Origin of the sequence: Neorhizobium sp. SOG26, from assembly GCF_003491345.1 — a bacterium.
GTDB lineage: Bacteria > Pseudomonadota > Alphaproteobacteria > Rhizobiales > Rhizobiaceae > Neorhizobium > Neorhizobium turbinariae.
The window spans coordinates 885,876-908,601 of record NZ_CP025513.1; the positions used below are offsets into that span (position 1 = coordinate 885,876).

General features: G+C 61.4%; 22 protein-coding genes and 1 pseudogene. 10 read left to right on the plus strand and 13 right to left on the minus strand.

The annotated features are described in order from the left end of the window. Nucleotides 1–93: 93 nt before the first annotated feature. The 7 genes from CYG48_RS20815 (at nt 94) to CYG48_RS20845 (ending at nt 7,447) form a co-directional block, all read left to right on the plus strand. Nucleotides 94–852, plus strand: coding sequence for an SDR family oxidoreductase (locus CYG48_RS20815; RefSeq protein ID WP_118852576.1), 759 nt, complete (start codon nt 94–96; stop codon nt 850–852). Between the two features lie 147 nt (nt 853–999). Continuing rightward, nucleotides 1,000–1,980: an AraC family transcriptional regulator gene (locus CYG48_RS20820; RefSeq protein ID WP_118852577.1), complete on the plus strand. Its 981-nt coding sequence runs from the start codon at nt 1,000–1,002 to the stop codon at nt 1,978–1,980. Between the two features lie 59 nt (nt 1,981–2,039). Next, complete coding sequence (locus tag CYG48_RS20825; protein WP_118852578.1) at nt 2,040–3,248, plus strand: MFS transporter; 1,209 nt, start codon at nt 2,040–2,042, stop codon at nt 3,246–3,248. Nucleotides 3,249–3,533: 285 nt separating this feature from the next. After that, nucleotides 3,534–4,511, plus strand: a complete 978-nt coding sequence (locus tag CYG48_RS20830; RefSeq protein ID WP_118852579.1) for an ABC transporter substrate-binding protein — start codon at nt 3,534–3,536, stop codon at nt 4,509–4,511. Between the two features lie 13 nt (nt 4,512–4,524). Then, a complete protein-coding gene (locus tag CYG48_RS20835) occupies nt 4,525–5,376 on the plus strand; it encodes an ABC transporter permease (protein WP_118852580.1) in 852 nt (283 codons plus the stop codon). Further along, complete coding sequence (locus CYG48_RS20840) at nt 5,373–6,095, plus strand: ABC transporter ATP-binding protein (RefSeq protein ID WP_118852581.1); 723 nt, start codon at nt 5,373–5,375, stop codon at nt 6,093–6,095. Before CYG48_RS20835 ends, CYG48_RS20840 begins: the two co-directional genes overlap by 4 nt. 14 nt (nt 6,096–6,109) lie before the next feature. Then, nucleotides 6,110–7,447, plus strand: coding sequence for an LLM class flavin-dependent oxidoreductase (locus CYG48_RS20845; protein WP_118852582.1), 1,338 nt, complete (start codon nt 6,110–6,112; stop codon nt 7,445–7,447). Between the two features lie 68 nt (nt 7,448–7,515). On the opposite strand, the gene ehuA is transcribed toward CYG48_RS20845, so the two are convergent. From ehuA to CYG48_RS20900, 11 genes are all read right to left on the minus strand, one after another. Continuing rightward, the gene (ehuA, locus tag CYG48_RS20850) at nt 7,516–8,292 is read right to left on the minus strand and encodes an ectoine/hydroxyectoine ABC transporter ATP-binding protein EhuA (RefSeq protein ID WP_118852583.1); all 777 of its coding nucleotides are present in this window, start codon (nt 8,290–8,292) and stop codon (nt 7,516–7,518) included. After that, complete coding sequence (gene ehuD, locus CYG48_RS20855) at nt 8,289–8,981, minus strand: ectoine/hydroxyectoine ABC transporter permease subunit EhuD (RefSeq protein WP_118852584.1); 693 nt, start codon at nt 8,979–8,981, stop codon at nt 8,289–8,291. The genes ehuA and ehuD overlap by 4 nt, the downstream gene beginning before the upstream one ends. Nucleotides 8,982–8,992: 11 nt before the next feature. After that, entirely contained in the window at nt 8,993–9,658 is a 666-nt protein-coding gene (ehuC, locus tag CYG48_RS20860) for an ectoine/hydroxyectoine ABC transporter permease subunit EhuC (protein ID WP_118852585.1), read from the minus strand. A gap of 54 nt (nt 9,659–9,712) precedes the next feature. After that, a complete protein-coding gene (gene ehuB / locus CYG48_RS20865) occupies nt 9,713–10,564 on the minus strand; it encodes an ectoine/hydroxyectoine ABC transporter substrate-binding protein EhuB (RefSeq protein ID WP_118852586.1) in 852 nt (283 codons plus the stop codon). Between the two features lie 63 nt (nt 10,565–10,627). Then, nucleotides 10,628–11,641: a N(2)-acetyl-L-2,4-diaminobutanoate deacetylase DoeB gene (gene doeB / locus CYG48_RS20870; RefSeq protein WP_118852587.1), complete on the minus strand. Its 1,014-nt coding sequence runs from the start codon at nt 11,639–11,641 to the stop codon at nt 10,628–10,630. Between the two features lie 4 nt (nt 11,642–11,645). Continuing rightward, nucleotides 11,646–12,824: an ectoine hydrolase DoeA gene (gene doeA / locus CYG48_RS20875; RefSeq protein ID WP_118852588.1), complete on the minus strand. Its 1,179-nt coding sequence runs from the start codon at nt 12,822–12,824 to the stop codon at nt 11,646–11,648. Next, nucleotides 12,821–13,834 (minus strand): ectoine utilization protein EutC, encoded by a 1,014-nt coding sequence (eutC, locus tag CYG48_RS20880; protein ID WP_118852589.1) that lies wholly within the window; start codon nt 13,832–13,834, stop codon nt 12,821–12,823. Before eutC ends, doeA begins: the two co-directional genes overlap by 4 nt. Continuing rightward, a complete protein-coding gene (gene eutB, locus CYG48_RS20885) occupies nt 13,831–14,847 on the minus strand; it encodes a hydroxyectoine utilization dehydratase EutB (protein WP_118852590.1) in 1,017 nt (338 codons plus the stop codon). The genes eutC and eutB overlap by 4 nt, the downstream gene beginning before the upstream one ends. Nucleotides 14,848–14,911: 64 nt before the next feature. Further along, nucleotides 14,912–16,360 (minus strand): MocR-like ectoine utilization transcription factor EhuR, encoded by a 1,449-nt coding sequence (ehuR, locus tag CYG48_RS20890; RefSeq protein WP_118852591.1) that lies wholly within the window; start codon nt 16,358–16,360, stop codon nt 14,912–14,914. A 113-nt stretch (nt 16,361–16,473) separates the two neighbouring features. After that, on the minus strand, nt 16,474–17,877 hold the full coding sequence (locus CYG48_RS20895) for an aspartate aminotransferase family protein (protein ID WP_118852592.1): 1,404 nt from the start codon (nt 17,875–17,877) through the stop codon (nt 16,474–16,476). 14 nt (nt 17,878–17,891) lie between these two features. After that, nucleotides 17,892–19,370 carry an NAD-dependent succinate-semialdehyde dehydrogenase gene (locus CYG48_RS20900; protein WP_118852593.1) on the minus strand — a complete coding sequence of 493 codons (1,479 nt, stop codon included), beginning with the start codon at nt 19,368–19,370 and terminating at the stop codon, nt 17,892–17,894. A 121-nt stretch (nt 19,371–19,491) separates the two neighbouring features. Between CYG48_RS20900 and CYG48_RS20905 the strand changes: the two genes are divergently transcribed. After that, nucleotides 19,492–19,959 (plus strand): Lrp/AsnC family transcriptional regulator, encoded by a 468-nt coding sequence (locus CYG48_RS20905; protein WP_118852594.1) that lies wholly within the window; start codon nt 19,492–19,494, stop codon nt 19,957–19,959. A gap of 22 nt (nt 19,960–19,981) precedes the next feature. Here the strand turns inward: CYG48_RS20905 and CYG48_RS20910 are convergent. Together CYG48_RS20910 and CYG48_RS20915 are read right to left on the minus strand one after the other, a co-directional pair. Further along, nucleotides 19,982–20,631 (minus strand): annotated as a pseudogene (locus CYG48_RS20910) (glutathione S-transferase family protein). A 74-nt stretch (nt 20,632–20,705) separates the two neighbouring features. Beyond that, nucleotides 20,706–21,902: an MFS transporter gene (locus CYG48_RS20915; RefSeq protein ID WP_118852882.1), complete on the minus strand. Its 1,197-nt coding sequence runs from the start codon at nt 21,900–21,902 to the stop codon at nt 20,706–20,708. 73 nt (nt 21,903–21,975) lie between these two features. Here CYG48_RS20915 and CYG48_RS20920 point away from each other — a divergent pair, with 73 nt between their 5' ends. Both CYG48_RS20920 and CYG48_RS20925 read left to right on the plus strand, forming a co-directional pair. Then, complete coding sequence (locus tag CYG48_RS20920; protein ID WP_118852595.1) at nt 21,976–22,296, plus strand: ArsR/SmtB family transcription factor; 321 nt, start codon at nt 21,976–21,978, stop codon at nt 22,294–22,296. Nucleotides 22,297–22,363: 67 nt separating this feature from the next. Next, nucleotides 22,364–22,681 carry an antibiotic biosynthesis monooxygenase family protein gene (locus CYG48_RS20925; protein ID WP_118852596.1) on the plus strand — a complete coding sequence of 106 codons (318 nt, stop codon included), beginning with the start codon at nt 22,364–22,366 and terminating at the stop codon, nt 22,679–22,681. Nucleotides 22,682–22,726: the final 45 nt, after the last annotated feature.

A 22,726-nucleotide genomic window follows, 5' to 3' on the forward strand; every position in this document is an offset into this window, starting at 1 on the left:
TGGACTTTCGCTAAAGCATGCTGGACTTCCAGATATATAAAGTCCGCCGCTGAGAGTCCATTTCTCCAGTGTCACACCACCAGGAGAAACAGAATGCCAAGAATTCTTATTACCGGCTGCTCGTCCGGCTTCGGCCTTGCCACCGCCCGCACCTTCCTTGCAGAAGGCTGGGAGGTCATCGCGACCATGCGCAAACCGCGACCCGGCGTGCTTCCGGACCATGAGCAGTTGAGCGTCATCGCTCTGGACGTTTCGGAGGCAGACAGCATTGCTGCTGCAGTGGAAAGCGTTGGCACCATCGATGCCCTCGTGAACAATGCCGGCGTCGGCATGCTGAACGTGTTAGAGGGTTCCGGGATGGATCAGGTCCGGGAGCTTTTCGATACGAACGTCCTCGGTCCTATTGCCATGGCGAAGGCTTTCCTTCCAGGCATGCGCAAGCAGGGTTCGGGCGTGATCGTCAATGTCAGCTCAGTCGTCACGGTGAAGCCGCTGCCGGCCCTGTCAGTCTACAGCGCCAGCAAGGCGGCCCTCAATGCCTTCACCGAAAGCCTCGCGCTGGAGGCCGCTCAGTTTGGCGTAAGGACGCGGCTCGTGCTGCCGGGTGCCGCACCCACCACGGACTTCGGCAAGAACGCCGTAGCTCGCATGGGGATGGAGGTTCCGGAAATCTACCAGCCGTTCGTACAGGAGCAGTTGCAGAAGCTGCAGTCATCGACCGAAGTGACGACAGCAGAAGATGTCGCGCGTGCTGTCTGGACGGCCGTGACGGAGCCGGACGCACCGATGCGGATTCCTGCGGGAGCAGATGCCGTCACCTCGTTTCGCGCAGCCGGCTTGAAAGCAGCGTGAGGACCTAAAGCCTCCATTCCCGTACTGCGAGATCAGCGAGTGGAGTTGCTCGCTGACTTGCGGGCGTTGGATTATTCGGCGTTGCGGGTTTGAGTGTTCGACCTTGCTCGGGTTGTGGTTCGAATGGTCGACGCATAGATTCGGGCGATGCTTGACCGTTCCTCCCAGCCCGTGACCCAAGCGCCTTCTGATCCCTTGAGCGAAGTCCTCCAGGATTTTCGTCTGAGCGGCATCACCTATGGTCGCTGCGAACTGCGCCATCCCTGGAGCATAACCTTTTCCCAACAACCGCTGCTTCGTTTTCACTTCGTGAGTGAGGGGCCCTGCTGGATCCATACCGAAATGCACGGATGGCAGGAACTGCAGAACGGCGATCTGGTCCTGTTGCCGCAGGGCGTTGAACACCGTCTCGCGAGCCAGCCGGATGTTGCCGCAGATACGTTTGACCGCTGCCACGTGAAAAGGTTCGGCGGTAATGTCTGCGAAGTGGTGCAGGAAGGCACGGGTGCAACAAGCACTCTCTTTTGCGGCTCGATGGCCTTGGGCGCGCATGCGCTCAACCCGTTGCTTGCGCTGATGCCGCCGATCATCAAGGGCTGCGACGTTGCGGGCAATGACCCCATTATCGGCCCACTGATTGCCGCGATGACCGCAGAATCCTGCGAGCGGCAGATGGGCAGCGCTACGATCCTGTCGCGCATGGCAGATGTGCTCGTTGCGCGGCTTATCCGCTGCTGGGTCAACTGCAGCGGCGCTTCGACCAGCGGCTGGCTTGCTGCCATCCGTGATCCGCATGTCGGCCGGGCACTTGCCGCCATTCATCGTGATCCCGGCCGGGACTGGACGCTGGAGGCACTTGCGGCGGTCGCCGGTCAATCGCGCTCCGTTTTCGCGGAGCGTTTCAGTGCGATTCTGGGAGAGGGCGCGGCCCGTTATCTCACGCGCCTGCGCATGCAGCTTGCCCGCGATCTCCTGCGCAAGAACATGTCTGTTGCCGAGGTCGCTTCGCATATGGGCTATGAGTCCGAAGCCTCTTTCGCGCGCGCCTTCAAGCGCATCACCAGCGTCTCTCCCGGCGTTGTGCGTCGCACCAAATCCGGACGAATGGACATGCATATCGGACTTTAAGCTACATATCATCCTGCCTGACTTCGTTATTAAAGGCCACCAATCTTGGAGGTACTTCAATGACGGACACAACATCTCAGCTAGACAGCGCCACCATTGATCTCGACGATGCGGTTCCGACGAGTTGGAGCCCGACGACCTGGTTTGCTGTTATTTCCATGGCAGCCACGAGTTTTGCTCTCGTCTCTGCCGAATTCCTGCCGGCCGGACTGTTGACGCCGATGGCGCGTGATCTTGGTGTCAGTGAAGGCACGGCGGGCCAGGTGGTTACCGCCACGGCATCTGTTGGTGCAGTGACCGCCCTGTTGAGCAATGTGCTCATCGGCAAGTTGAACCGGAAGACCGTTCTGGTCGGGCTAAGTGCACTGGCGATCATTTCCAACCTTCTCGCCGCGTTCGCGACAGACTTCTGGCTGTTGTTGCTCGGCCGCGCTGGGCTTGGCATTGCTCTTAGCGGCTTTTGGGCTCTCTCGGTGGCGGTAGTCGCGCGTCTCGTAGGCACGAACGCGACAGGTCGGGGGATGGCGATTGTGACGCTCGGCGTCTCGCTTGCCACCATTGCCGCACCTTCCATGGGGGCCTTGATCAGCGACTGGATCGGCTGGCGTGCGGCCACGGCACTGACGGCGGGCTTGGCGGCGATCGCCATGCTTTTGCAGATCCTGAGCCTGCCGAGCCTGCCCGCAAATACCAGCAACAGCCTGTCGGACGTGTTCCGGCTGACAAAGCGCCGCACCGTCCAGCTCGGCATGCTCGCCATCCTGATGCTGATGACGGGGCACTTCGCCGGCTCCGTTTACGTGCGGCCCTTCCTTGAGCAGGTAACGCTGCTGGACACCGGTCCGATCGCGCTCGCCCTGCTTGGCTTCGGCGTCGCCTCCGTGTTCGGCAACTTCGTCGGCGGCCGTCTGGCAGACGCAAATGTTCGTATCGCGCTCGCGGTCACCGGCGGACTGATGGCCTTCTCGGCTGTCTCGCTTGTCTTGTGGGGCGTCAACAGCAGCGTCGCGTTCACGCTTGTCACATCCTGGGGTCTCGCCTTCGGCATGGCGCCGGTCGTTCTGCCGACCAACCTCTCTCGTGGCGCGAGTGACGCATTGGAAGCGGCCGGAAGCCTGATGGTGGTTTCCTTCCAGGTAGCCATCAGCATCGGTGCGCTGTTCGGTGGCTTCGCGGTCGACCACTTCGGCGCGTCTGCACCGCTGACGCTGACCTCGATCCTTGCTGCGGCAACGCTGGCGCTGGCACTGCTTCAGCCTCGCACCTGAGGGCGCAGAACTCCGGCCAGGTTGACGGGAAACCGCACTTGGCCGGAGCCTTTAGTAGTACGGAATCATCACTCTCATACGGCTGAAGCGTGCAGGATCTACAATCCTCGCGCTACGCGAGTGATCATGAAGGCTCGGAACGAATGGCTCGCCAAGTCTTGAACCGTGAGCAAGATATGTTCGTCAGGCCCGGTTAGTTAGAATTCTTATGTCTACCGAATGAGTAGAGTTAGCTTACGGTTTTAGAGACGGAAAACAGGTCCTCTCTAGCTCTGGAGCTAACACATGAAGCGTCGAGACTTTCTGCTAACATCCGCAGCAGCGGGAGCAGCAGCGCTGGTAACACCATCGATTGGTCGAGCCGCAACCAAGCCAGGCAAGCTGGTCGTCGCGGATCAATCGGAGTTCGTCCGCAACCTTCTCAAGGCAAGCGGCGAAGGTGAAGCGCTCGATTTCGAGCTTGAACTTCCCAACTTTGCAGGCGGACCTGCGATTCTTGAAGCTATCCGCGCCGGGGCGCTTGATATCGCCTATGTCGGTGACACGCCGCCGATCCAGGCGCGTGCCGCGGGAACGCTCCTACCCATCATCGCCACCTTCACCCGCGAAGTTGCGCAGTATCGCCTCACCAGCCGACCGGACCTTGTCATCAACAAGCTCGCCGAGCTCAAGGGCAAGAAGCTGAGCTACGTGGAAGGCTCCGGCCGCCAGGTATTTCTCATTGAAGCGCTGAACAAGGCGGGCCTGACCCTCGATGACGTTGAGCTCATCAATCTGCGCGTCGCCGATCTGCCGGATGCGGTTCGGTCCGGTGCAGTCGATGTTGCGGTGCTGAGCGAACCGTTCGTCACCCGGCTTACCAAACAGGTCGGCGCGAGTGCGGTACGCGATCCGGAGGAACGCAAGATCCTCCCCAGCACCTCCTACATCTACGCACGTCCCGACGTTCTTGCGGACCCACAGAAGGTGGAAGCGATCAACCAGTTCCTGCCCGCCTTCGTGAAGGCTGGAATCTGGAGCAACAAGCACGAACAGGAGTGGGCGAAGTTCTACTTCACGGACTTCCAGCGTGTGTCGGCCGAAGACACGGCCGCGATCTTGGAGGGGCAGTCGCCGCTCGTCTTCCAGACTTCGGACGAAGCCATTCCCCACCATCAGAAGCTGATCGATATCCTTTATCAGGCGAAGTCCATCAAAGAGCGCTTCGACGCCAAGCAGTCCTTCGTCGGCACCTTCGACACGCTGATCGCACAGTCGCGGTAGGAAGGGGAGCCCCATGGTAGATATCTCCACGAGCGGCCTGATCAGGCAACCTGCACGCGTCGAACGGCGTACCACCACCGGTCGGCAGGCGACGCGGCTGACCCCGGAAAAGCTGCCCGCGGGCGTGCGCCTCCTGGGGCCCGCTATTGTCCTGGTCATCTGGGAAGCGGCATCGCGTCTCGGCTTCCTCTCGCCCGGCACGCTGGCGGCGCCTTCCACGGCACTCTGGACCGGCTACGAGATGTTGATGGACGGCAGCCTGCTGCCGCATCTGACCGCCTCGGCTGGCCGGGCCTATTCAGGGCTTCTCCTTGGGGTCGTCGCTGGCGTTGTCCTGGCGCTTCTGTCCGGTCTCACACGTACAGGTGAGGCACTGATCGACGGGCTCGTCCAGATCAAGCGGGCTGTTCCGACGCTCGCCCTGATACCGCTCGTCATCATCTGGCTCGGCATCGGCGAGGCGATGAAGATCTTCCTGATCTTCACGGCGGTGCTGATCCCCGTCTACATCAACACGCATGCTGCACTGCGTGGCATCGACATCGGCCATGTGGAGCTTGCCCGGACGCTGGGCCTCTCCCGCGCCGAATTCATTCGCCACGTCGCTCTTCCGGGAGCCTTGCCGGGCTTCTTCGTGTCGCTGCGCCTGGCGGTCGCATTGTGCTGGACGGCGCTCGTCGTGCTTGAGCTCATCAATACCCAGACTGGGATTGGCTACCTGATGAACCGAGCCCGAGACTGGGGCCAGACCGAGATCATCGTCGTCGGCATCATCATCTATGCCGTGCTCGGGCTGGTCTCGGATGCGCTGGTGAGGCTCCTTGAGCAGCGTGCACTGTCCTACCGGAGGGCGCTCGGCTCATGAACGTTCACGTGACCAACTCCGTCGTGCTTCGTGACCTGTCGCGAAGCTTCAAGGGGAAATCGGTTCTCGACCGCATCTCGCTTGACGTGCCGCGCGGCCAGTTCGTGTCGCTGCTTGGCGAATCCGGTTCTGGCAAGACCACGCTACTGAGGGCACTGGCTAGCCTCGATGACGATGCAGAGACCTCGGGACGCTACACAACGCCGGAGAGTGTTTCGGTGCTTTTCCAAGATGCGCGGCTCTTGCCCTGGAAAACGGTCATCGAAAACCTCACGCTCGGCCTTCGGGATCCCAACGCACGGGATGTTGCAGCGGCCATGCTTCACGAAGTTGGTCTTGGCGACAAGGCCGATGCCTGGCCGGCGACCCTTTCGGGTGGACAGAAGCAGCGCGCATCGCTGGCGCGCTCCCTGCTTCGTGCGCCCGACCTGCTGCTGGCAGATGAGCCCTTCGGCGCGCTGGACGCGCTGACGAAACTGCGCATGCAGGCTCTACTCATGAAGCTCGTGGAGCGCACGCGTCCGACAGTGATCCTCGTGACCCATGATGTGGATGAGGCACTGCGCCTTTCTGACCGGGTGCTCGTCCTGAAGAACGGCAGGATCGCCGAGGACCATGCCATTTCCTTGCCGCATCCGCGGCATGACCACCAAGCCGAAATCATCTCGCTGCGTGCGAGGCTCCTGAAGAGCCTCGGCGTCGACACCGACACTATCTGAAAGGGCGTTATACCATGTCGCGGCAGTTGCACCTCAACCTGTTCCTGATGTCCCGAGGCCACCATGAAGGCGCATGGCGGCATCCGAAATCGAACCCGAAGGCGCTCACCGATCTTAATCTTTATGTCGAGGCGGCGAAAATCGCGGAGGATGCAAAGTTTGATGGCGTCTTCCTGGCCGACACGCTGGCTGCGGGGAACAGCAGCGGTCTTGCTTCATCCGGATCGTTGGAACCGATCGTGCTCCTCTCGCTGCTGGCCGCGCATACGAAGCGCATCGGGCTCATTGGCACGGCATCGACCACATACAGCTTACCCTACACGCTTGCCCGGCAGTTCGCGACGCTCGACCACCTGAGCAATGGCCGCGCTGGTTGGAATATCGTGACATCCTGGGCACCCGAGGCGGGTGCCAACTACGGCCTTCAGCAGAACCTCGACCACGCGGACCGGTACAAGCTGGCGGAAGAGTTTGTCGAAGCGGTCGATGCACTGTGGAAAAGCTTCCCTGCGGATGCCATCATCGATGATCGCGAGGGCGGCCAGTATCTTGACGTGTCGAGAGTGACGCCTGCGAACTACCAGGGAAGCCACCACAAGACCAAAGGGCCGCTCAATGTACCCGGCAGCCCGCAGGGACGCCCGGTTTATATCCAGGCCGGTCAGTCCGATGCAGGACGCGCCTTTGCCGCGCGCTGGGCGGAAGCCATCTTCACCGCCCATATGGTAAAGGACACGGCCAAGACCTTCTACTCCGACGTCAAGAACCGCGCCGCTGCCTACGGCCGGCGTTCCGAAGACATCGTCGTCCTGCCGGGCATCAGCGCCGCCATTGGTTCGACCAAGCGCGAAGCGGAGCAGGTGTGGGAAGAACTTGACGCGCTGACCAGCACGGAAGTTGGCCTCACGCGGCTGTCGGCACGGTTCGGCGGCCATGACTTCAGCCACATCCCGCTCGATCGGCCGCTGACCAAGGATGATTTCCCTGATCCGAACTCGGTCGAGGCGTCAAAAAGCCGGGTTGTCGGTTACGTCGACATGACTTTGCGGGAGAAGCTGACACTGCGGCAGCTGCTGCGCAAGCTTGCCGGTGCACGCGGGCACTTTGCGCTCGCCGGAACGCCGGAGGAGGTCGCCGACGTCATCCAGGACTGGTTCGAGTCCGGAGCGGCGGATGGCTTCAACGTGATGCCGCCGATCATCAATAGCCAGCTTGAGCTGTTTGCGCAGGAAGTCGTGCCCATCCTCCAGAAGCGCGGGTTGTTCAGGGCAGACTACGAGGGCGCGACCCTTCGCTCCCACTTCGGACTTGCCGATGTGCAGCAGGAAAATCCGCTCGCCAAGTCTGCTTAAGAACGCCGCAAGGCGCGGCAACCCCTGCCGCGCCTTGCCTCGCCCGCCGCATTGAAGTTGGCAGTGACCTACAGGATCGATGCCAGGAACTCGCGGGTCCGTTCGTGCTTCGGCTGGCCGAAGATTTCTTCCGGCGCACCCTGCTCGCAGATCCGCCCCTTGTCGAAAAAGCAGACGCGATCCGACACCTCGCGTGCAAACCGCATTTCGTGGGTGACGAGCAGCATGGTGAGGTCGTGTTCATGCGCGAGCGCGCGGATGACGCCGAGGACTTCGCCAACCAACTGCGGGTCGAGCGCCGAGGTCGGTTCGTCGAAAAGGAGAACGCGGGGGCGCATGGCAAGCGCCCTGGCGATCGCAACGCGCTGCTGCTGCCCGCCAGACAGCTGCACCGGGTAATGGTCCTTCTTGTCCGCGAGGCCCACCATCTGCAACAGTTCGATCGCGCGGGCTTCCGCCTCGGCGCGCTGCATCCCGAGAACGCGAACCGGCGCTTCCACGACGTTACGAAGCACGGTCATGTGCGGAAAAAGGTTGAAGCTCTGGAACACCATGCCAACGTGGTTGCGGATCTGGCGCAGATGCTTTTCCGAGGCCTTGAACCGTCCTCGGGCGCCCGGCTCATGATAGGACGTGCCGGCGAGTGTCAGCGTGCCTTCCTGAAACGGCTCGAGCGTCATCAGGATGCGCAGTACGGTCGACTTGCCCGAACCGGAGGGCCCGATCAGCGTCACCTTCTCACCCTTGGCGACACTGAAGTTGAACTGGTCCAGCACCGTTAGCACGCCGAACCGCTTGGTCACGTCGGAAAACTCGATGATGGGCGGATCTGTCGTGTTTGTCATCGCATCGGGATCCCTGCTTTGGGAAGAGCCTTCTGCAGCCGGTGGAGCCCGGCCGAGCAGATCAGCGTTAGGAGAAGGAAGATCAGGCCGACGAGTGTCAGCGGCACGAGGTATTCAAAGGTGCGTTCGCCAATCATGTTGGCCAGTCCCATCATCTCGAGGACCGTGATCACGGAAAGCACCGGCGTCTCCTTGATCATTGCCACCATGTAGTTGCCCATGGCGGGCACGATGCGTGGAACCGCTTGCGGAATGATGATGTCGCGGTATGTCTGCATGCGGGTGAGGTTGAGCGCGGTCGCTGCTTCCCACTGGCCGCGGTGAACCGCCTCGATGCCGCCCCGATAAACCTCCGAGGTATAGGCGGCGTATTGCAGCCCGAGAGCGATTGCTCCTGTAAGGAAGGCTGGCAGGACGATGCCAAAGTTCGGCAGCACGTAATAAAGAAAGAAGAGCTGCACCAGAAGCGGCGTGTCACGGAGAAACTCGACCACGACAGCGGTTGTCCAGGAGATCACCTTCAGGCGGCTGCGACGCAGCAGTGCAAACACGAGGCCAAGCACCAGCGCAATAGCAAAGCCTGCGGCGGCTGCTTTCAGCGTCACCGTCAGGCCGATCAGGATGATCGGCAGGATCGAGATCGTGTAGGTCAGCCAGGTCGTCGTGTCCCACTCATAGCCATACATCATGTGTCAGGTCCTCATGAATGGGCCGAGCGCGGGAAGACATCGCCGCGCCTGACGAAATGCTCGATGATCCGGATGGCGATCATCAGCACGAGAGACATCGCGAAATAGCAGATGAGCGTCACGGAATAGATGCTGGCGCTGTCGAGCGTCAGGTTCCGGATCGACTGCGCGGTGAAGGTGAGGTCGGCAATCGAGATCAGGGATACAAGCGAAGAAAGCTTCAGCGTCTCGATTGCAAGGTTGCCGAAGGCCGGCATCATTTCGACGATGGCCTGTGGCAGCGAGATCCGGAACAGCGTCTGGAAGCGGTTGAAGTTGAGCGCTCGCGCCGCCTCCAATTGCTGCGTGGATACTGACGACAGGGCGCCGCGCACGATTTCCGCCCCATACCCGCCGGCATGCGCCGCCAGCACAAGGATGCCGGTGGTGATAGGCTCGAAACTGAGCCCGACCAGCGGCAGCGCGTAATAGAACCAGAACAACTGGACGAGCAGGGAGGTGCCGCGAAACAGCTCCGTGTAACAAAGCGCAATCGTCGACAGCACCGGGCCGCCTTCGACGCGCAGAATGCCGAAGAAGAACGCCAGCAGCGTGCCGACAACGATGGAGGCCAGCGTGATCGTCATGGTGACGCCGGCGCCCTTCAGGATCATCGGCAGGTATGCACCCCAGTCCATCCAAAACCTCCCTGCAAAAGGTGGCGCCCGGAAGGTGCCGGGCGCCGTCTTGAGCTATTTGCCGGCACAGAGGTCAGCGACGTTCTTTTCTGCAGCGGCCGCGATGCTCTGCTCGGACAGCCCGTATTTGCCGAGGATGGCCTTGTAGTCGTCGGTCTTGCGGAACTCGATCAGCGCCGCATTGAAGGCGTCGCGCAGTTCCTTGTCTTCCGGACGGAAAGCGAAGCCGCCATAGTTGCGCACCGGCTGGTCGTTCACGATGGGATCGGTGAAGGGCGAGACCTGCTCGACCTGGGCCTGGTCCTTGGCAAGTTCCGAGACAGTCAGTTCGGTTGCGGCATAGGCGTCAACACGGCTCTGGACAGTGGGAATGGCGTCGGCATTGGCCTGGATGAAGACGATCTGGTCGTCCTTCACGCCAACAGCGCGCAAGAAGTCGACATTGTTGGCGCCGGACACCACGGCAACCTTCAGCGACGGATCCTTGGCGATGTCGGCATAGGTCGTCAGCTTCTTCGGATTGCCCTTCTTCACCAGAAGCCCTTCGCCGTAAGAGGAGTTCGGCTCGGTGAACGCCACTTGCTTGCAGCGCTCGGGCGAGATGTTCTGCTCGGCGGCGACGAAATCATACCGCTTAGCCTTGAGGCCCGGAATGAGCGTTCCGAACGGTGTCACGGTCCAGTTGACTTCCTCGATCCCCATCGTCTTCAGCACCTGGTTGGCAACATCCGGACCAATGCCAGCGGACGTTCCGTCAGGCTGCATGTAGGAATAAGGAACTTCATTCGCGGTTGCGGCGCGGATGAAACCCTGCTGCTTAACCTCTTCGACCGTAAGGGCGGCGGCGGACGTGACGGTGGCGGCGAGTGAAAGGGCGGAAAGCCCGATAATTTTCGAAAACTGCATCTCTCTTCTCCTCTGGTTGACGGTTCTCCGTGGCCCGTTTTCGAGTCTCACGCGGTTTTGTGGCTAAGGTTGCTCCGTAATCGTGGCGATGACGGAAAGGCAGTCGCCCGCCTTGATAAGGCCGGGGACATGGCGCGCGGCCAGCACACCATCCATGGTGGCCGCGTAGGAAACTGGAGCGATGCCCGTCCTGCCGACGGGATAGACGCGGGCTATAGTGTCACCCCTGCGGACCGGATCGCCCAGATTGCAGGCGAAGGCGACAAGGCCGTCATCTTCTGCGAAGGTGAAACAGTCGCCGGAGGGCATGTCCAGCCAGCGGGTCGGCTGGAGCTCCGGCTCACCTGATAGTATCCCCGCATGCCGCAGCAGGTTGCGTGTTCCGCGTCGGGCGATGTCGATCGAGCGGGCGCTCGCTGTGCCGGCGCCACCGAGTTCCGTGGTTACGAAGACCTTACCCATTTCCTCAACGGTGGTGTCGAGCATGCCGACCGCGTCGATTTCCAGCATCTTCATGGAATAGGGGGCCGAGAACGCGGCCACCGCCCTGAAGCAGCGTGCTTCGTGGTCCTTATTTGGCAGGTCGTGGGCCGCCGCGTAGGGAAGGAAATCGAGGGTCTTTCCGCCGGAATGAAAGTCGAGCACGATGTCCGCCAGCGGGATCAGGTGGCGCGTCACGTAGTCGGCGATCTTCTCCGTCACCGAACCGTCGGGCCGGCCGGGGAAGCTGCGGTTCAGGTTTCCGCGGTCGATCGGCGAGGTACGTGTCCCGGCGCGGAAGGCCGGATAGTTTAGTGCCGGCACGATGATGACGCGGCCCTGCACGTGTGATGGGTCGAGCGTCTGTGCCAGTTCGAAAAGCGCTGCCGGACCTTCATATTCGTCGCCATGATTGGCGCCGGTGAGGAGGGCTGTCGGGCCATTGCCGTTGGCGATGACGCAGATCGGGATCATCACCGAACCCCATGCGCTGTCATCGCGGCTGTACGGCAGCCGCAGGTGACCGTGCTGCACCCCCTTGGCGTCGAAATGGACGGTCGGAGTAATCGGGGAAGGTCGTGGCGCCGTCGTCAGCATGGCGTCAGGCCTTCACGAACAACTGGCGGGGTACGTTGGACAAGCATTCGACGCCGGTCTCGGTGATCGCGATGCTTTCGGTGATCTCCAGGCCCATGTCTTCGAGCCAGAGGCCTGTCATGAAGTGGAAGGTCATGCCCGGCTTCAGCTCCGTGCGGTCACCCGGGCGCAGGCTCATCGTCCGCTCCCCCCAATCCGGCGGATAAGAAAGGCCGATGGGATAGCCGGTGCGGTTATCCTTGATGATCCCGTATCTCTTCAAGACAGCAAAGAAAGCGTTGGCGATATCTTCGCATGTATTGCCCGGCTTGGCGGCGGCAAGCCCCGCTTCCATGCCTTCAAGGGTCGCTTTCTCCGCATCGAGGAATGCCTGCGTCGGCTTGCCGAGGAAAACCGTGCGCGACAGCGGGCAATGGTAGCGCTTGTAGGCGCCGGCAATCTCGAAGAACGTGCCTTCGCCGGTGCGCATCGGCTTGTCGTCCCAGGTCAAGTGCGGTGCGGAAGCATCGGCGCCCGACGGCAGAAGTGGGACGATTGCCGGATAATCACCACCAAACTCGGCGGTGCCGCGAATGCCGGCGTCATAGATCTCGGCCACCAGATCGCATTTGCGCATGCCTGGCTCAACGACATCAACAATGCGCTTATGCATCAACTCGACGATCTTTCCGGCCTTGCGCATGTAGTTGAGCTCGGTCGGGCTTTTGACGGCGCGCTGCCAGTTCACCAAGCCCGCCGCATCCGTGAAGCGGGCATTCGGCAGATGTTTCTGCAGCGACGCGAATGCTGCGGCCGAGAAATAATAGTTGTCCATCTCGACGCCGACTGTAAGGCCGGACCACTTCCGCTCGTCGATGATCTGCGAGAGCAGGTCCATCGGGTGACGTTCGGTCGACTGAACATAGTGATCGGGATACCCGATGATATTGTCATGGGCGAGATAGGCGGTGCGCTTGGCGCCGTTGGCGTCCTGCTTGCGACCGTACCAGATCGGCTCGCCGGTCGGCGGTACCAGCACGCATTGATGCACATAAAAGGACCAGCCGTCATATCCGGTCAGCCAGTGCATGTTGGACGGATCCGTGACGATCAGGAGATCGATCCCGGCCTGCTCCATCGCGCGACGGGTTTTCGACAGGCGCTCGGCATATTCCTCGCGCGTAAAGTTCAGCGTCACGCTCACGCTGCATCTCCCATGTTCAGTTTGTTTTCGATGATCTGGCCGCGTCCCGCGTCTTTCGCGCGGGTGAGGGCGAGATTGGCAATTGCGGTGTCTTGCACGCCGGTTCCGGTGAGGTCGGCAAAGGTGATGTCACTGGCGGCAGTACGTCCAGATGCCTTCCCGGCGATGACGGCTCCAAGCTCCCCGAACAGCTCATCCGCGGATGCCACGCCCGCCTTGATCGCGTGGTGCAGCTCCCCGAGCACCCGCGTCTGCGTGATGCGGTCGGCGACATAGGTTGCCCGGGCAAAGACGGCCGGGTCGATCTCGTTCTTGTGCTCGGAGTCAGATCCCATGGCGGTCAGGTGCTGGCCAGACTCCAGCCAGTCCGCCATCAGAATGGCAATTTCCGCCGGTGTGGTCGTGACGATGATGTCGGCGCCGCTAACGGCCTGCCGCGGATCGGGTATCGCGGTGACCTCGATACCGTGGTCGCGCGAAAACTGCACGGCAAGTTGCTCCGCCTTGGCATAGTCACGAGCCCAGACGCGCGCCGACTTAATTGGCCGCACTAGCGTCAGTGCCTGAAGCTGCAGCCGTGCCTGCATGCCGGCACCGAAGATCGTGGCCACCGAAGCATCCTCGCGTGACAGATGCCGCGCGGCGACTGCCCCGGCCGCGGCCGTGCGCACGTCGGTCAGGTAACCATTGTCGAGCAACAGTGCCTCAACCAATCCTGTCCTGGCGCTGAGCAAAATCATCAAACCGTTGAGACTTGGCAGGCCGAGCTTCGGATTGTCGAAGAAACCAGGGCTGACCTTGATGGCGAAGCTGTCGAAACCGGGGACGTAAGCAGTCTTGACATCGACCTCGCCGCGGAACTCGGGAATGTCGAGACGCAGGATCGGCGGCATGGCGACGGCTTTGGTCGCGAGCGCGGCGAACGCCTGCTCAACGCAATCGACCGCAGAAGCATCGAGCTTCACGATGGCACGCAGATCACCTTCCGTCAGGATGCTGATGCGGCTCATCCGGCTGCTCCCACGATGTCCCGGTGTTTCTTGGGATCGATGTTGGCGCCGGAGACGATGATCGCCGTCGGACCAGTCGGCTGGATTTTACCTGCTAGGATGGCCGCGATGCCGACCGCGCCGGCACCTTCCACGACTTCGCCTTCCTCGTGCGTCGCATGCCGGATGCCGGCTGCAATCTCCTCCTCGCTAAGCAGGACCACGTCATCGAGAAGCTCGCGGCAGAGCGCGAAGGTCACTCGGTTTTGAAGCCCGATGCCACCGCCGAGTGAATCCGCCAGCGTCTCCTCCTCGCAGATCGGGACCGGCTTGCCAGCAGCAATGGCCGCATGCATGGCCGCGCCGCGCTGCATCGAAATCCCGATAATGCGCGCCTGTGGTCTCAGCGCCTTCACCGCCACAGCGATACCGCCCGCCAGGCCGCCACCGGATAGGGGGATCAGCACGGTCGCGAGATCCGGCAGGTCCTCGATGATCTCGAGCCCGATCGTACCCTGGCCGGCCACGACATCGACGTTGTCGAAGGGCGGGATAGGGGTGAGGCCGGCGCTTTGAACGAGACGCTCGACTTCTTCCTGTCCGTCATCCTGCGATGTGCCGACGATGCGGATATTGGCACCCAGCGCGCGGATTGCCTCGACCTTGTTCGCCGGAACAAGGGAAGACATGCAGATCGTTGCTGACACACCAAGTTCGCGGGCCGCATAAGCGACGGCGCGGCCGTGATTGCCAGTCGATGCGGTGACGAGACCACGCTGACGTGCCGCGTCATCGAGGGCGAGGGTGGCGTTTGTCGCCCCGCGAAGCTTGAATGCACGGATCGGCTGGCGTGTCTCGAGCTTGAGATGAACCGGATGGCCGCTGCGGTCCGAGAGGGTGCGGGAAAAGACGAGCGGCGTGCACGCAACGTGGCCTTTGATCCGAGCCGCGGCCTGTTCCACATCGGCCAGCGTCACCGGCAGGGGAGTATCTTCGCTCAACTTGGACAGGCTCGCGCTCTTCATGATTGTCATGTTGCGAGCGATGTAAAATCATGTCAATTGTTATATTGTCATGATTCAATATTCGTGGAGCGCCTTACCCGATTGAACCGATGTCATAGACCGGCGGCAGTTGTTCGAACGTATTGCGCACGGTGGTAAGGGCGTTGGTCAGCGTCGCATGGCTCATGCGACCGCCAAGACAAATGCGGATGCCGCCGCCGTGACCGGGCCCGGCTATGAAAGGTTCCGACGGCGAGACGGCAACATTCTGGTTGGCGAGCGCACGCACCAATCCATCTTCCGTCCAATGCGTTGGCACCTTCAGCCAGGCGCAGAGCGAGAGCGGGTGGCTGGAGGCGATGTGTTCGCCAAGAATACCTGTCGCGATCGACTGGCGCGCAGCCGCTTCCCGGCGCTGTACTTCCACCAGCCGCAGTGCTGTGCCGCTCTCCACCCAGCGGGTGGCAATCTCACCGGCCAGATAGGTCCCGCTCCAGCTTGAAACGCGCAGGATCGAGGCTGCACGGATGGAATAGGACGGCGGGACGACGAGATAACCCACGCGCAGGCCCGTCAGCACCGCCTTAGTGAAGCTGGTGACGAAGAAGCCGAGATCCGGCAGCATCTCGCTGATTGACGGCAGATCCTCATCGATCATCGGACGGCAGACTTCGTCTTCAACGACAAAAACGCCGTGACGAGCGGCAATGGCCGCGATTGCCCTTCGACGCTCGGCGCCGGAGACGTGACCAGTTGGGTTGTTGAGGGTTGGGATCAACACGAGTGCACGTACGCCGCCGGCTGCACACGCCGCTTCCAGCGCATCAGGCAGGATGCCTTCGTTGTCGGTCGGCAGGCCCTTGAGGCTAAAGCCAAGCACGTTGGAAAGGCCAATGATGCCGTGATCGGTCAGGTTTTCGCACAGCACCACATCGCCTGAACGGACGATGCAGCTCAGCGCAAGGAAAATGCCGTGCGCCGCGCCATTGGTGACGAGGATGCGGTCAGCACCGGCCGGTACTCCAAACCGCCGCAGCCAGAGGCTCGCCGTATCGCGATGACGCTGAAGGCCGGCGATCGGACGGCAGGGGCGCATGAAGCTCGCGATATCGCTTTCCGCCAACTCATGGAAGATCTCGCGCGAAGCCGTCTCGTGCTCTTCCAGATAAACGCCGCGGATGATCGACAGGTCGAGCACTTCATTGGGGCTGTGGTCGAGCATCATCCGCCCCGCGCGGTCCGTCACCCGCGCCTTGACGAAGGTGCCGCGGCCGATCTCGCCGCTGAGGAAACCGAGCCGTTCTGCCTCCTTGTAGGAGAGGCTGACGGTCTGGACGGAAAGACCAAGCTCGCGCGCCAGGTCCCGGTGCGTCGGCATCCTGTCCATCGGCTTCAACACGCCGGCGTCAATATCGGCGATGATCTTCTCGGTGAGAGCCGCGTGCTTCGTCACGCCCTTCTGCTTGGCGAGTACCGGTCGCCACGCCACCGGTTTTGTGGCAGGCACGGGATCCCTGGCGAGTGGATTGGCTTGACGAAGCATGAAATTGACTCGTTCTCGGCGGAAGCAATTTCATGACATTATGCACGCTCCCGCGGAAAAGCGGAAGTGCGATGAGGTGAGTCGGGCGGCGAACCGCCCGACCTCGAGGTGGATCAGATGGTTTCGCCGGCCCGGACGAGATCATCCATGACAGAGCGCACTGCCGCTTCCGCGATGGATACGATCTCATCGACCTCTGCCTTTGTCGTCACCAGCGGCGGTGCGAAGCCAAGGATGTCGCCATGCGGCATGGCACGAGCAATAAGTCCACGCTCGCGCGCCGCCTTCGATACCTTAGCGCCGACGGTGAGGTTTGGCTGGAAGCGGGTCTTCTTTTCTCGGTCTGCGACGAACTCGATTGCGCCCATCAAGCCGACGCCGCGCACCTCGCCCACAATGGGAAGCTGGGCGAACTTCGCCTTCAACTGCTCCTGGAAGTAGGTCCCGACCTCCCGCGCATTTCCTGGCAGGTCTTCCTTTTCCACGATGTCGAGGACGGCGTTGGCGGCAGCCGCACCGATTGGGTGGCCTGAATAGGTATAACCATGTGAGAAGGCGCCGACCCGATCCGCTCCGTCTTCAAGCACCTTGTAAACCTTCTCTCCGACGATCGCGCCAGACAGCGGGAAATAAGCCGATGTCAGCCCCTTGGCGACAGTGATCAGGTCCGGCTCGATGCCATAGTGTTGCGAGCCAAACATGGAGCCGGTGCGCCCGAAGCCGGTAATAACCTCGTCAGCGATCATCAGGATGTCGTACTTCCGGAGAACCTTCTGCACAGCTTCCCAATAGCCCTGCGGCGGCGGCGTAATACCGCCGGTGCCCAGAACCGGTTCGGCGATGAAGGCGCCGACCGTGTCCGGATCCTCGCGCAGGATCATTGCCTCAAGCTCGTCCGCCCGGCGGTTAGAAAATTCCTGCTCCGTCTCGCCTGCTTCCGCGCCCCAGTAGTGATGCGGGGCACCAGTATGCAGGATGCCGGCGCGCGGCAGGTCCATGTGGTCATGGTAGAAGCTCATGCCGGTCATCGAGCCTGAAACGACGCTGCACCCGTGATAGCCTCGCTCGCGCGAGATGATCTTCTTCTTGTTCGGCTTCCCGCGCAGGTTGCTGTAGTACCAGACGAGCTTCGCCTGCGTCTCGTTCGCGTCGGAGCCGGACATTCCGTAGAACACCTTGCTCATCTTGCCCGGCGCCATCTTCACGAGACGGTCGGAGAGGATCGCCAACTCGTCCGTCGTGTGGGCGGCATAAGAATGGTAATAGGCCAGCCGATAGGCCTGGCGCGAGATGGCTTCTGCCACTTCGGTGCGGCCATACCCGACATTGACGCAGTAGAGGCCTGCAAAGCCGTCGATCAACTCCTTCCCGTGCGCATCCTGAATGCGGATACCCTTTCCGGTCTCAACGATCGTCGGGTCGCCCATCTTGCCCAAGGCAAAGTCCTTCATCTGCGTGAAGGGATGCAAGACCGAGTTGCGGTCCATCTCGGCGATCTGGTTGAGGTTGATGGTCATCGATGTAGGTCCTTTCATGCAGCAAGATTGCCGAAGCAGACGTATTTCGCTTCAAGATATTCCAGAAGGCCGTGGCGGGAGCCTTCGCGGCCAAGACCGGACTGCTTCCAGCCCCCGAACGGGATCGGCGCGCCTGTAAACTTCGGCGTGTTGACGGCAACCATGCCGTATTCCAGCCGATCTGTAAGGCGCATCGCACGGCCCAGGTCATTGGTGTAGAGGTAGGCGGCAAGGCCCATTTCCGTGGCATTGGCACGCGCCAGCACTTCCGCCTCGTCATCGAATGGCAGGATCGCGGCCACCGGCCCGAAGGTCTCTTCCTGCGCGATCAGCATGTCGTCAGTGACATCCGCCAGTACGGTGGGCGTGACGAAGTTGCCGCCGAGCGGGCTGTCCTGTCCGCCGCAGACAAGACGTGCGCCCGCTGAAACGGCCTGGGCAATCTGCTGCCGGCATTTCTCAGCCACCGAGGCGCGCGTCATCGGGCCGACATCGGTTCCGGACTCAAGGCCGTGGCCGACCCTAATTTCCGCGGTTGCCCGGGCGAACTGATCGACAAAACGATCGTAGGCGCGGCGCTGGACATAAATGCGGTTCGCAGCAAGACAATCCTGACCCGAGGTCGCGAACTTCGCACCAATGCAGTCTTCAACAGACTTGGCGAGGTCGACATCATCGAACAGGATGAATGGCGCATGGCCGCCGAGTTCGAGCGAAGCCTTCTTCACGGTTGCCGCGGATTGGGTGAGCAGGATGCGCCCAACCTCGGTGGAACCGGTGAAGGAGAACGCACGCACCTCGGTATTCTCCAAAAGGCGACGAGCAAGCGAAGCGGCTTCGCCGGTGAGGACCTGGAAGACACCCGGCGGCATGCCCGCCTCTTCGGCCAGTTTCGCCAGCGCGAGTGCCGAGAGTGGTGTTTCCGGCGCGGGCTTGACGATCATCGTGCAACCGGCGGCCAAGGCGGCGCCTGCCTTGCGGGTAATCATCGCGGTGGGGAAGTTCCACGGCGTGATGGCAACGGTGACGCCGAGAGGCTGCATCTGTACCGAAAGTCGGCTGCCGGGCAGGTGGCTTGGAATGGTTTCGCCATAGGCGCGCTCGCCCTCGGCTGCGAACCAATCGAGAAAACTGGCGCCATAGGAGATCTCCCCGAGCGCTTCGGCGAGCGGCTTGCCCTGCTCGGCCGTCATGATGGTGGCGAGATCGCCGGCATTGTCGCGCATCAGATTCGCCCAATGGCGCAAGATCGCGCCGCGCTCGGCGGGGAGCATGTCGCGCCAATCGACGAACGCTCGCCTCGCGGCAGCGACGGCATCGTCCGCATTGGCGGGAGAGCAGGCCGCAACATCCGCTAGATGTTCACCCGTTGCGGGGTCGGTCACGCCAATGACGTCGCGGCGGGAGGTCCAGACACCATCCAGGAAGGCACGATCTTCAATCAAGTCCGGTCGCGAGAGCTTTTTGAGGGCCGCAACGGCGATGCCTTTCATACGGGAACTCCATGAGTGTTTACATCAGCCTATCCGCGTCGCATGATCATTCGTCTGCGTTGGTGCTGACGCCGATGCAGATTTCCGGAGTTTTGGAGCGCTCGCGCGCAGGAATCCTGCAATGGTGACACTAGACAGGGCGGATCGGGCGCTTCTTTCGGCGGTCCAGAAAAACAACCGCTTGACGTCAGAAGAGCTGGCGCAGATCGTCAATCTTTCGCCGACCGCGTGCCAGCGGCGCCTGAAGCGTCTGCGCGAGGAAGGGGTAATCGAGGCGGATGTTTCGATTGTCTCGCCGAAGGCGGTCGGGCGCGGCATCACCATGATCGTCCTGGTTTCGCTGGAACGCGAGCGCGCGGATATTGTCGACCGCTTCAAGTCGGCTATCCGCGCCACCAAGGAAGTAATGATCGGTTACTATGTCACGGGTGACGCTGACTTCATCCTCGTGGTGACTGCCAAGGACATGGAGGACTACGAAAGCTTCACCCGCCGCTTCTTCTACGAGAACCACGACATCAAGGGGTTCAAGACCATGGTGGTAATGGATCGCGTCAAGGCAGGTTTTGCCTTTCCGATTGGCGACTGACGCGTAGCGGTCGCGCCGAGCTTCAGGCAGTACCTTTCGAGGCTTCGAACACCGCGCGCTGTGCCTCAAAAGCGCGTTTGTAGGCTGGCCGGGCTTCGCCACGTCCGACGTAAGCGAGGAGGTTCGGGTAATCCTCCAGGATAGTCGACCCGTGCAGCCTGCGTAGGACCGAGACCATCAACAGGTCACCGGCGCTAAACGCGCCGTCAAGCCATTCGGCGTTGCCCAGCCGGGTAGAAAGCCCGTCCAGCCGCTTGCGGATGTTGGCTTCGAGCACTTGCAGTCGCTGCTCAAACCAGGGCTCGTCGCTTTCAAGGATCTGGGCGAGCGTGCGCTCGAAGATCGGCGTCTCAACTGTGTCAAGCGCAGCGAACATCCAGGTGATCGCGCGGGCCCGCGCATCGCGCTCGTTGGGAAGCAGGCTGGAGTGACGCTCGGCGATATGGAAGACGATGGCGCCGGATTCAAACAGCACAAGATCCTCTTCCTCATAGGTCGGGATCTGTCCGAAGGGGCTGCGGGCGAGATGATCGGGCTGCTTCATCGCTTTGAACGAAACAAGCCTGACATCGGCTGTCCTACTTCCTCCAGTGCCCAGCGGACGCGCATGTCGCGTGCCAAGCCTTTCCCTCTGTCGGGTGATCGTTCAAAGGCCGTTATGGTAATGGTCATCAGTCGTCTCCATGGCTTGCTCACCTTGAAGACGACTGAATGGCGGAGATCCCGACGTGGCTCTCTTGCGAAATTCAGTTCGTTGTGCCGAACTTCCGCAGCAGGCCCGCGATCGCTGAGAATGCTGCAATGAATGCACCATAAACCAGGCTCGTATTGGTCAACCCGAAGGTGCCGATGGCAACGCCGGCGACAAGTGCGGGAAGGCCAAAGGCTAGATAGCTCAGGGTGAAAAGTGCGGCGAAGAGCTCGCCGCGTTCGCCGGGCCGTACCAAAGGCACGATTGAACGAAGCACGCCGTAGAAGCAGGTACCAAAGCCGGTGCCGGCGATGGCAAGCGCGACGAGGTAAAACGGCAGGGACTGCATAACGATAGCGACGAGCGTCAGGATCGTCCCGATTGACAAGGCGGACGCACCATAAAGCGTGACCGCTCGGGAGGAGTGGCGGCGGGCGACATAACAGGCGAGGGCGCCCGCACCGCAGAGCAGGGCAATAACAACCGACTGCGTGACGTGATCCTCGGCGTCAAACGTTTGTCTGACGAGTGGCGCGCCGAGCGAGAGGTAAAGCCCGCCTGTCGCCCAACCCGCGACGACCGCAGGCGAACTGCGCCAGAAGGCCGTCTTTGCAGAGGACGGCACGCCGATACGCGGACGAAGCGAGGCGAGGATCCCCGCATGCCGTGGCGCCGTTTCTGCGACAAACCAGATGATGACAGCGAGCACGGCGCAAATCGTTACGAGCGTGCCGAACACATCCGCTTTCGCGAACGTCGCGATGTCCATCATGATGCCGGTAACCAGCGCACCTGCGGCCAATCCCATGAGCGGGATGACCGAGTTCCAGATTGATGCGCTGCCGGGTCTTTCCTTCGGCTCGAAATCCACGACGGCCGCGGAAAGGGCAGAAAGAAGCAAGCCGGCTGCCACGCCTTGCAGCACTCTTGCTGGAAGCAAGGTGCCGACACTGCTGGCCTGCCAGAACAGCAGAAGGCTCAAGGCCATTAGCGCAAAACCGGCGGAAATGACCGGGCGGCGCCCTAGATGGTCAGAAAGCGATCCCGTGATGAGCAGCGATGCCAGCAAGGAGACGGTATATATGGCGAAGATGCCGGTGAGGGCGGCCGCGGAAAAACCGATTTCAGCCTGAAGCACCGGATAGAACGGCGAAGGCGCACTTGCCGCTGCCATCAAGACTGCCATGCCAGCAAGCGTGAGGCGGAAGCCAGCATTGGCACGCACGGAAGCAGGGATGGTCGTGTCAGTCATGACGCTGTCCATGGTTCGAGTATTTTCGAACCATTTTCTACCACTTCCGCAATGGTTCAAGTAAATTCGAACAATGCCACAGGATAACGCCGACCTTCCGCATCCAGAGCGCGATGCGCTGCAATTGACCGAGGTGCTGTTTGCGCTGAGTGATCCGGAGCGCCTGGCGATCGTCCGTCAACTTGCCGACGGGCCGCTTGAGATGGCGCAGTGCCATCTTTCCGATCCGTCGATGCCCAAATCGACGAAGTCGCATCTCATGAAGGTGCTGCGAGAAGCTGGCATCATCCGGAACCAGGCCCTGGGCCGCGGGCGGCTCCTGACGCTGCGGCGCGAGGATCTTGATGCGCGTTTTCCGGGCCTGATCGACTCCGTTTTGAAGAGTTCAGCTTAGTGTTCCGATCATAGTATCTTCAAAAAGCCGGCCATACTGCTGATGGAGATCAATGGGAGGAAGGATCATGATCAAGCGGATGTGGAACGGCTACACGACACCGGAGAATGCTGATGCCTACGAGCAACTGCTGGACACGTTCGTCTTCCCCGGCATCGAGGCAAAGCAGATCCCGGGATATCGCTCGATCGAGCTGCTGCGACGCGACCTTGGCCACGAAGTGCAATTCACGACAGTGATGGAGTTCGACTCGCTCGAAAACGTCATCGCGTTTCAAGGCCAAGACTACGAAACGGCTTACGTGCCTGCGGAGGCTCGCAAGGTGCTGAAGCGATGGGATGAGCGATCCACCCACCACGACGTGCGGCAGACACGACGCTATTAGCCATCTTTTGCGGTCGCTTCGACGTCGCAGACAGGCATTTCAGAA

Excerpts from the sequence above, each read along its gene's own strand:
- ehuC (WP_118852585.1), bottom strand. The coding sequence starts at position 9,658 with ATGGACTGGGGTGCATACCTGCCGATGATCCTGAAGGGCGCCGGCGTC.
- CYG48_RS20830 (WP_118852579.1), top strand. The coding sequence starts at position 3,534 with ATGAAGCGTCGAGACTTTCTGCTAACATCCGCAGCAGCGGGAGCAGCA.
- CYG48_RS20905 (WP_118852594.1), top strand. The coding sequence starts at position 19,492 with ATGGTGACACTAGACAGGGCGGATCGGGCGCTTCTTTCGGCGGTCCAG.
- CYG48_RS20895 (WP_118852592.1), bottom strand. The coding sequence starts at position 17,877 with ATGACCATCAACCTCAACCAGATCGCCGAGATGGACCGCAACTCGGTC.
- eutC (WP_118852589.1), bottom strand. The coding sequence starts at position 13,834 with ATGAGCCGCATCAGCATCCTGACGGAAGGTGATCTGCGTGCCATCGTG.
- CYG48_RS20825 (WP_118852578.1), top strand. The coding sequence starts at position 2,040 with ATGACGGACACAACATCTCAGCTAGACAGCGCCACCATTGATCTCGAC.
- ehuA (WP_118852583.1), bottom strand. The coding sequence starts at position 8,292 with ATGACAAACACGACAGATCCGCCCATCATCGAGTTTTCCGACGTGACC.
- ehuB (WP_118852586.1), bottom strand. The coding sequence starts at position 10,564 with ATGCAGTTTTCGAAAATTATCGGGCTTTCCGCCCTTTCACTCGCCGCC.
- CYG48_RS20845 (WP_118852582.1), top strand. The coding sequence starts at position 6,110 with ATGTCGCGGCAGTTGCACCTCAACCTGTTCCTGATGTCCCGAGGCCAC.
- CYG48_RS20900 (WP_118852593.1), bottom strand. The coding sequence starts at position 19,370 with ATGAAAGGCATCGCCGTTGCGGCCCTCAAAAAGCTCTCGCGACCGGAC.
- eutB (WP_118852590.1), bottom strand. The coding sequence starts at position 14,847 with ATGACAATCATGAAGAGCGCGAGCCTGTCCAAGTTGAGCGAAGATACT.
- ehuR (WP_118852591.1), bottom strand. The coding sequence starts at position 16,360 with ATGCTTCGTCAAGCCAATCCACTCGCCAGGGATCCCGTGCCTGCCACA.
- CYG48_RS20835 (WP_118852580.1), top strand. The coding sequence starts at position 4,525 with ATGGTAGATATCTCCACGAGCGGCCTGATCAGGCAACCTGCACGCGTC.
- CYG48_RS20925 (WP_118852596.1), top strand. The coding sequence starts at position 22,364 with ATGATCAAGCGGATGTGGAACGGCTACACGACACCGGAGAATGCTGAT.
- doeB (WP_118852587.1), bottom strand. The coding sequence starts at position 11,641 with ATGCTGACGACGGCGCCACGACCTTCCCCGATTACTCCGACCGTCCAT.
- CYG48_RS20920 (WP_118852595.1), top strand. The coding sequence starts at position 21,976 with ATGCCACAGGATAACGCCGACCTTCCGCATCCAGAGCGCGATGCGCTG.
- CYG48_RS20915 (WP_118852882.1), bottom strand. The coding sequence starts at position 21,902 with ATGACTGACACGACCATCCCTGCTTCCGTGCGTGCCAATGCTGGCTTC.
- ehuD (WP_118852584.1), bottom strand. The coding sequence starts at position 8,981 with ATGATGTATGGCTATGAGTGGGACACGACGACCTGGCTGACCTACACG.
- CYG48_RS20815 (WP_118852576.1), top strand. The coding sequence starts at position 94 with ATGCCAAGAATTCTTATTACCGGCTGCTCGTCCGGCTTCGGCCTTGCC.
- CYG48_RS20820 (WP_118852577.1), top strand. The coding sequence starts at position 1,000 with ATGCTTGACCGTTCCTCCCAGCCCGTGACCCAAGCGCCTTCTGATCCC.
- CYG48_RS20840 (WP_118852581.1), top strand. The coding sequence starts at position 5,373 with ATGAACGTTCACGTGACCAACTCCGTCGTGCTTCGTGACCTGTCGCGA.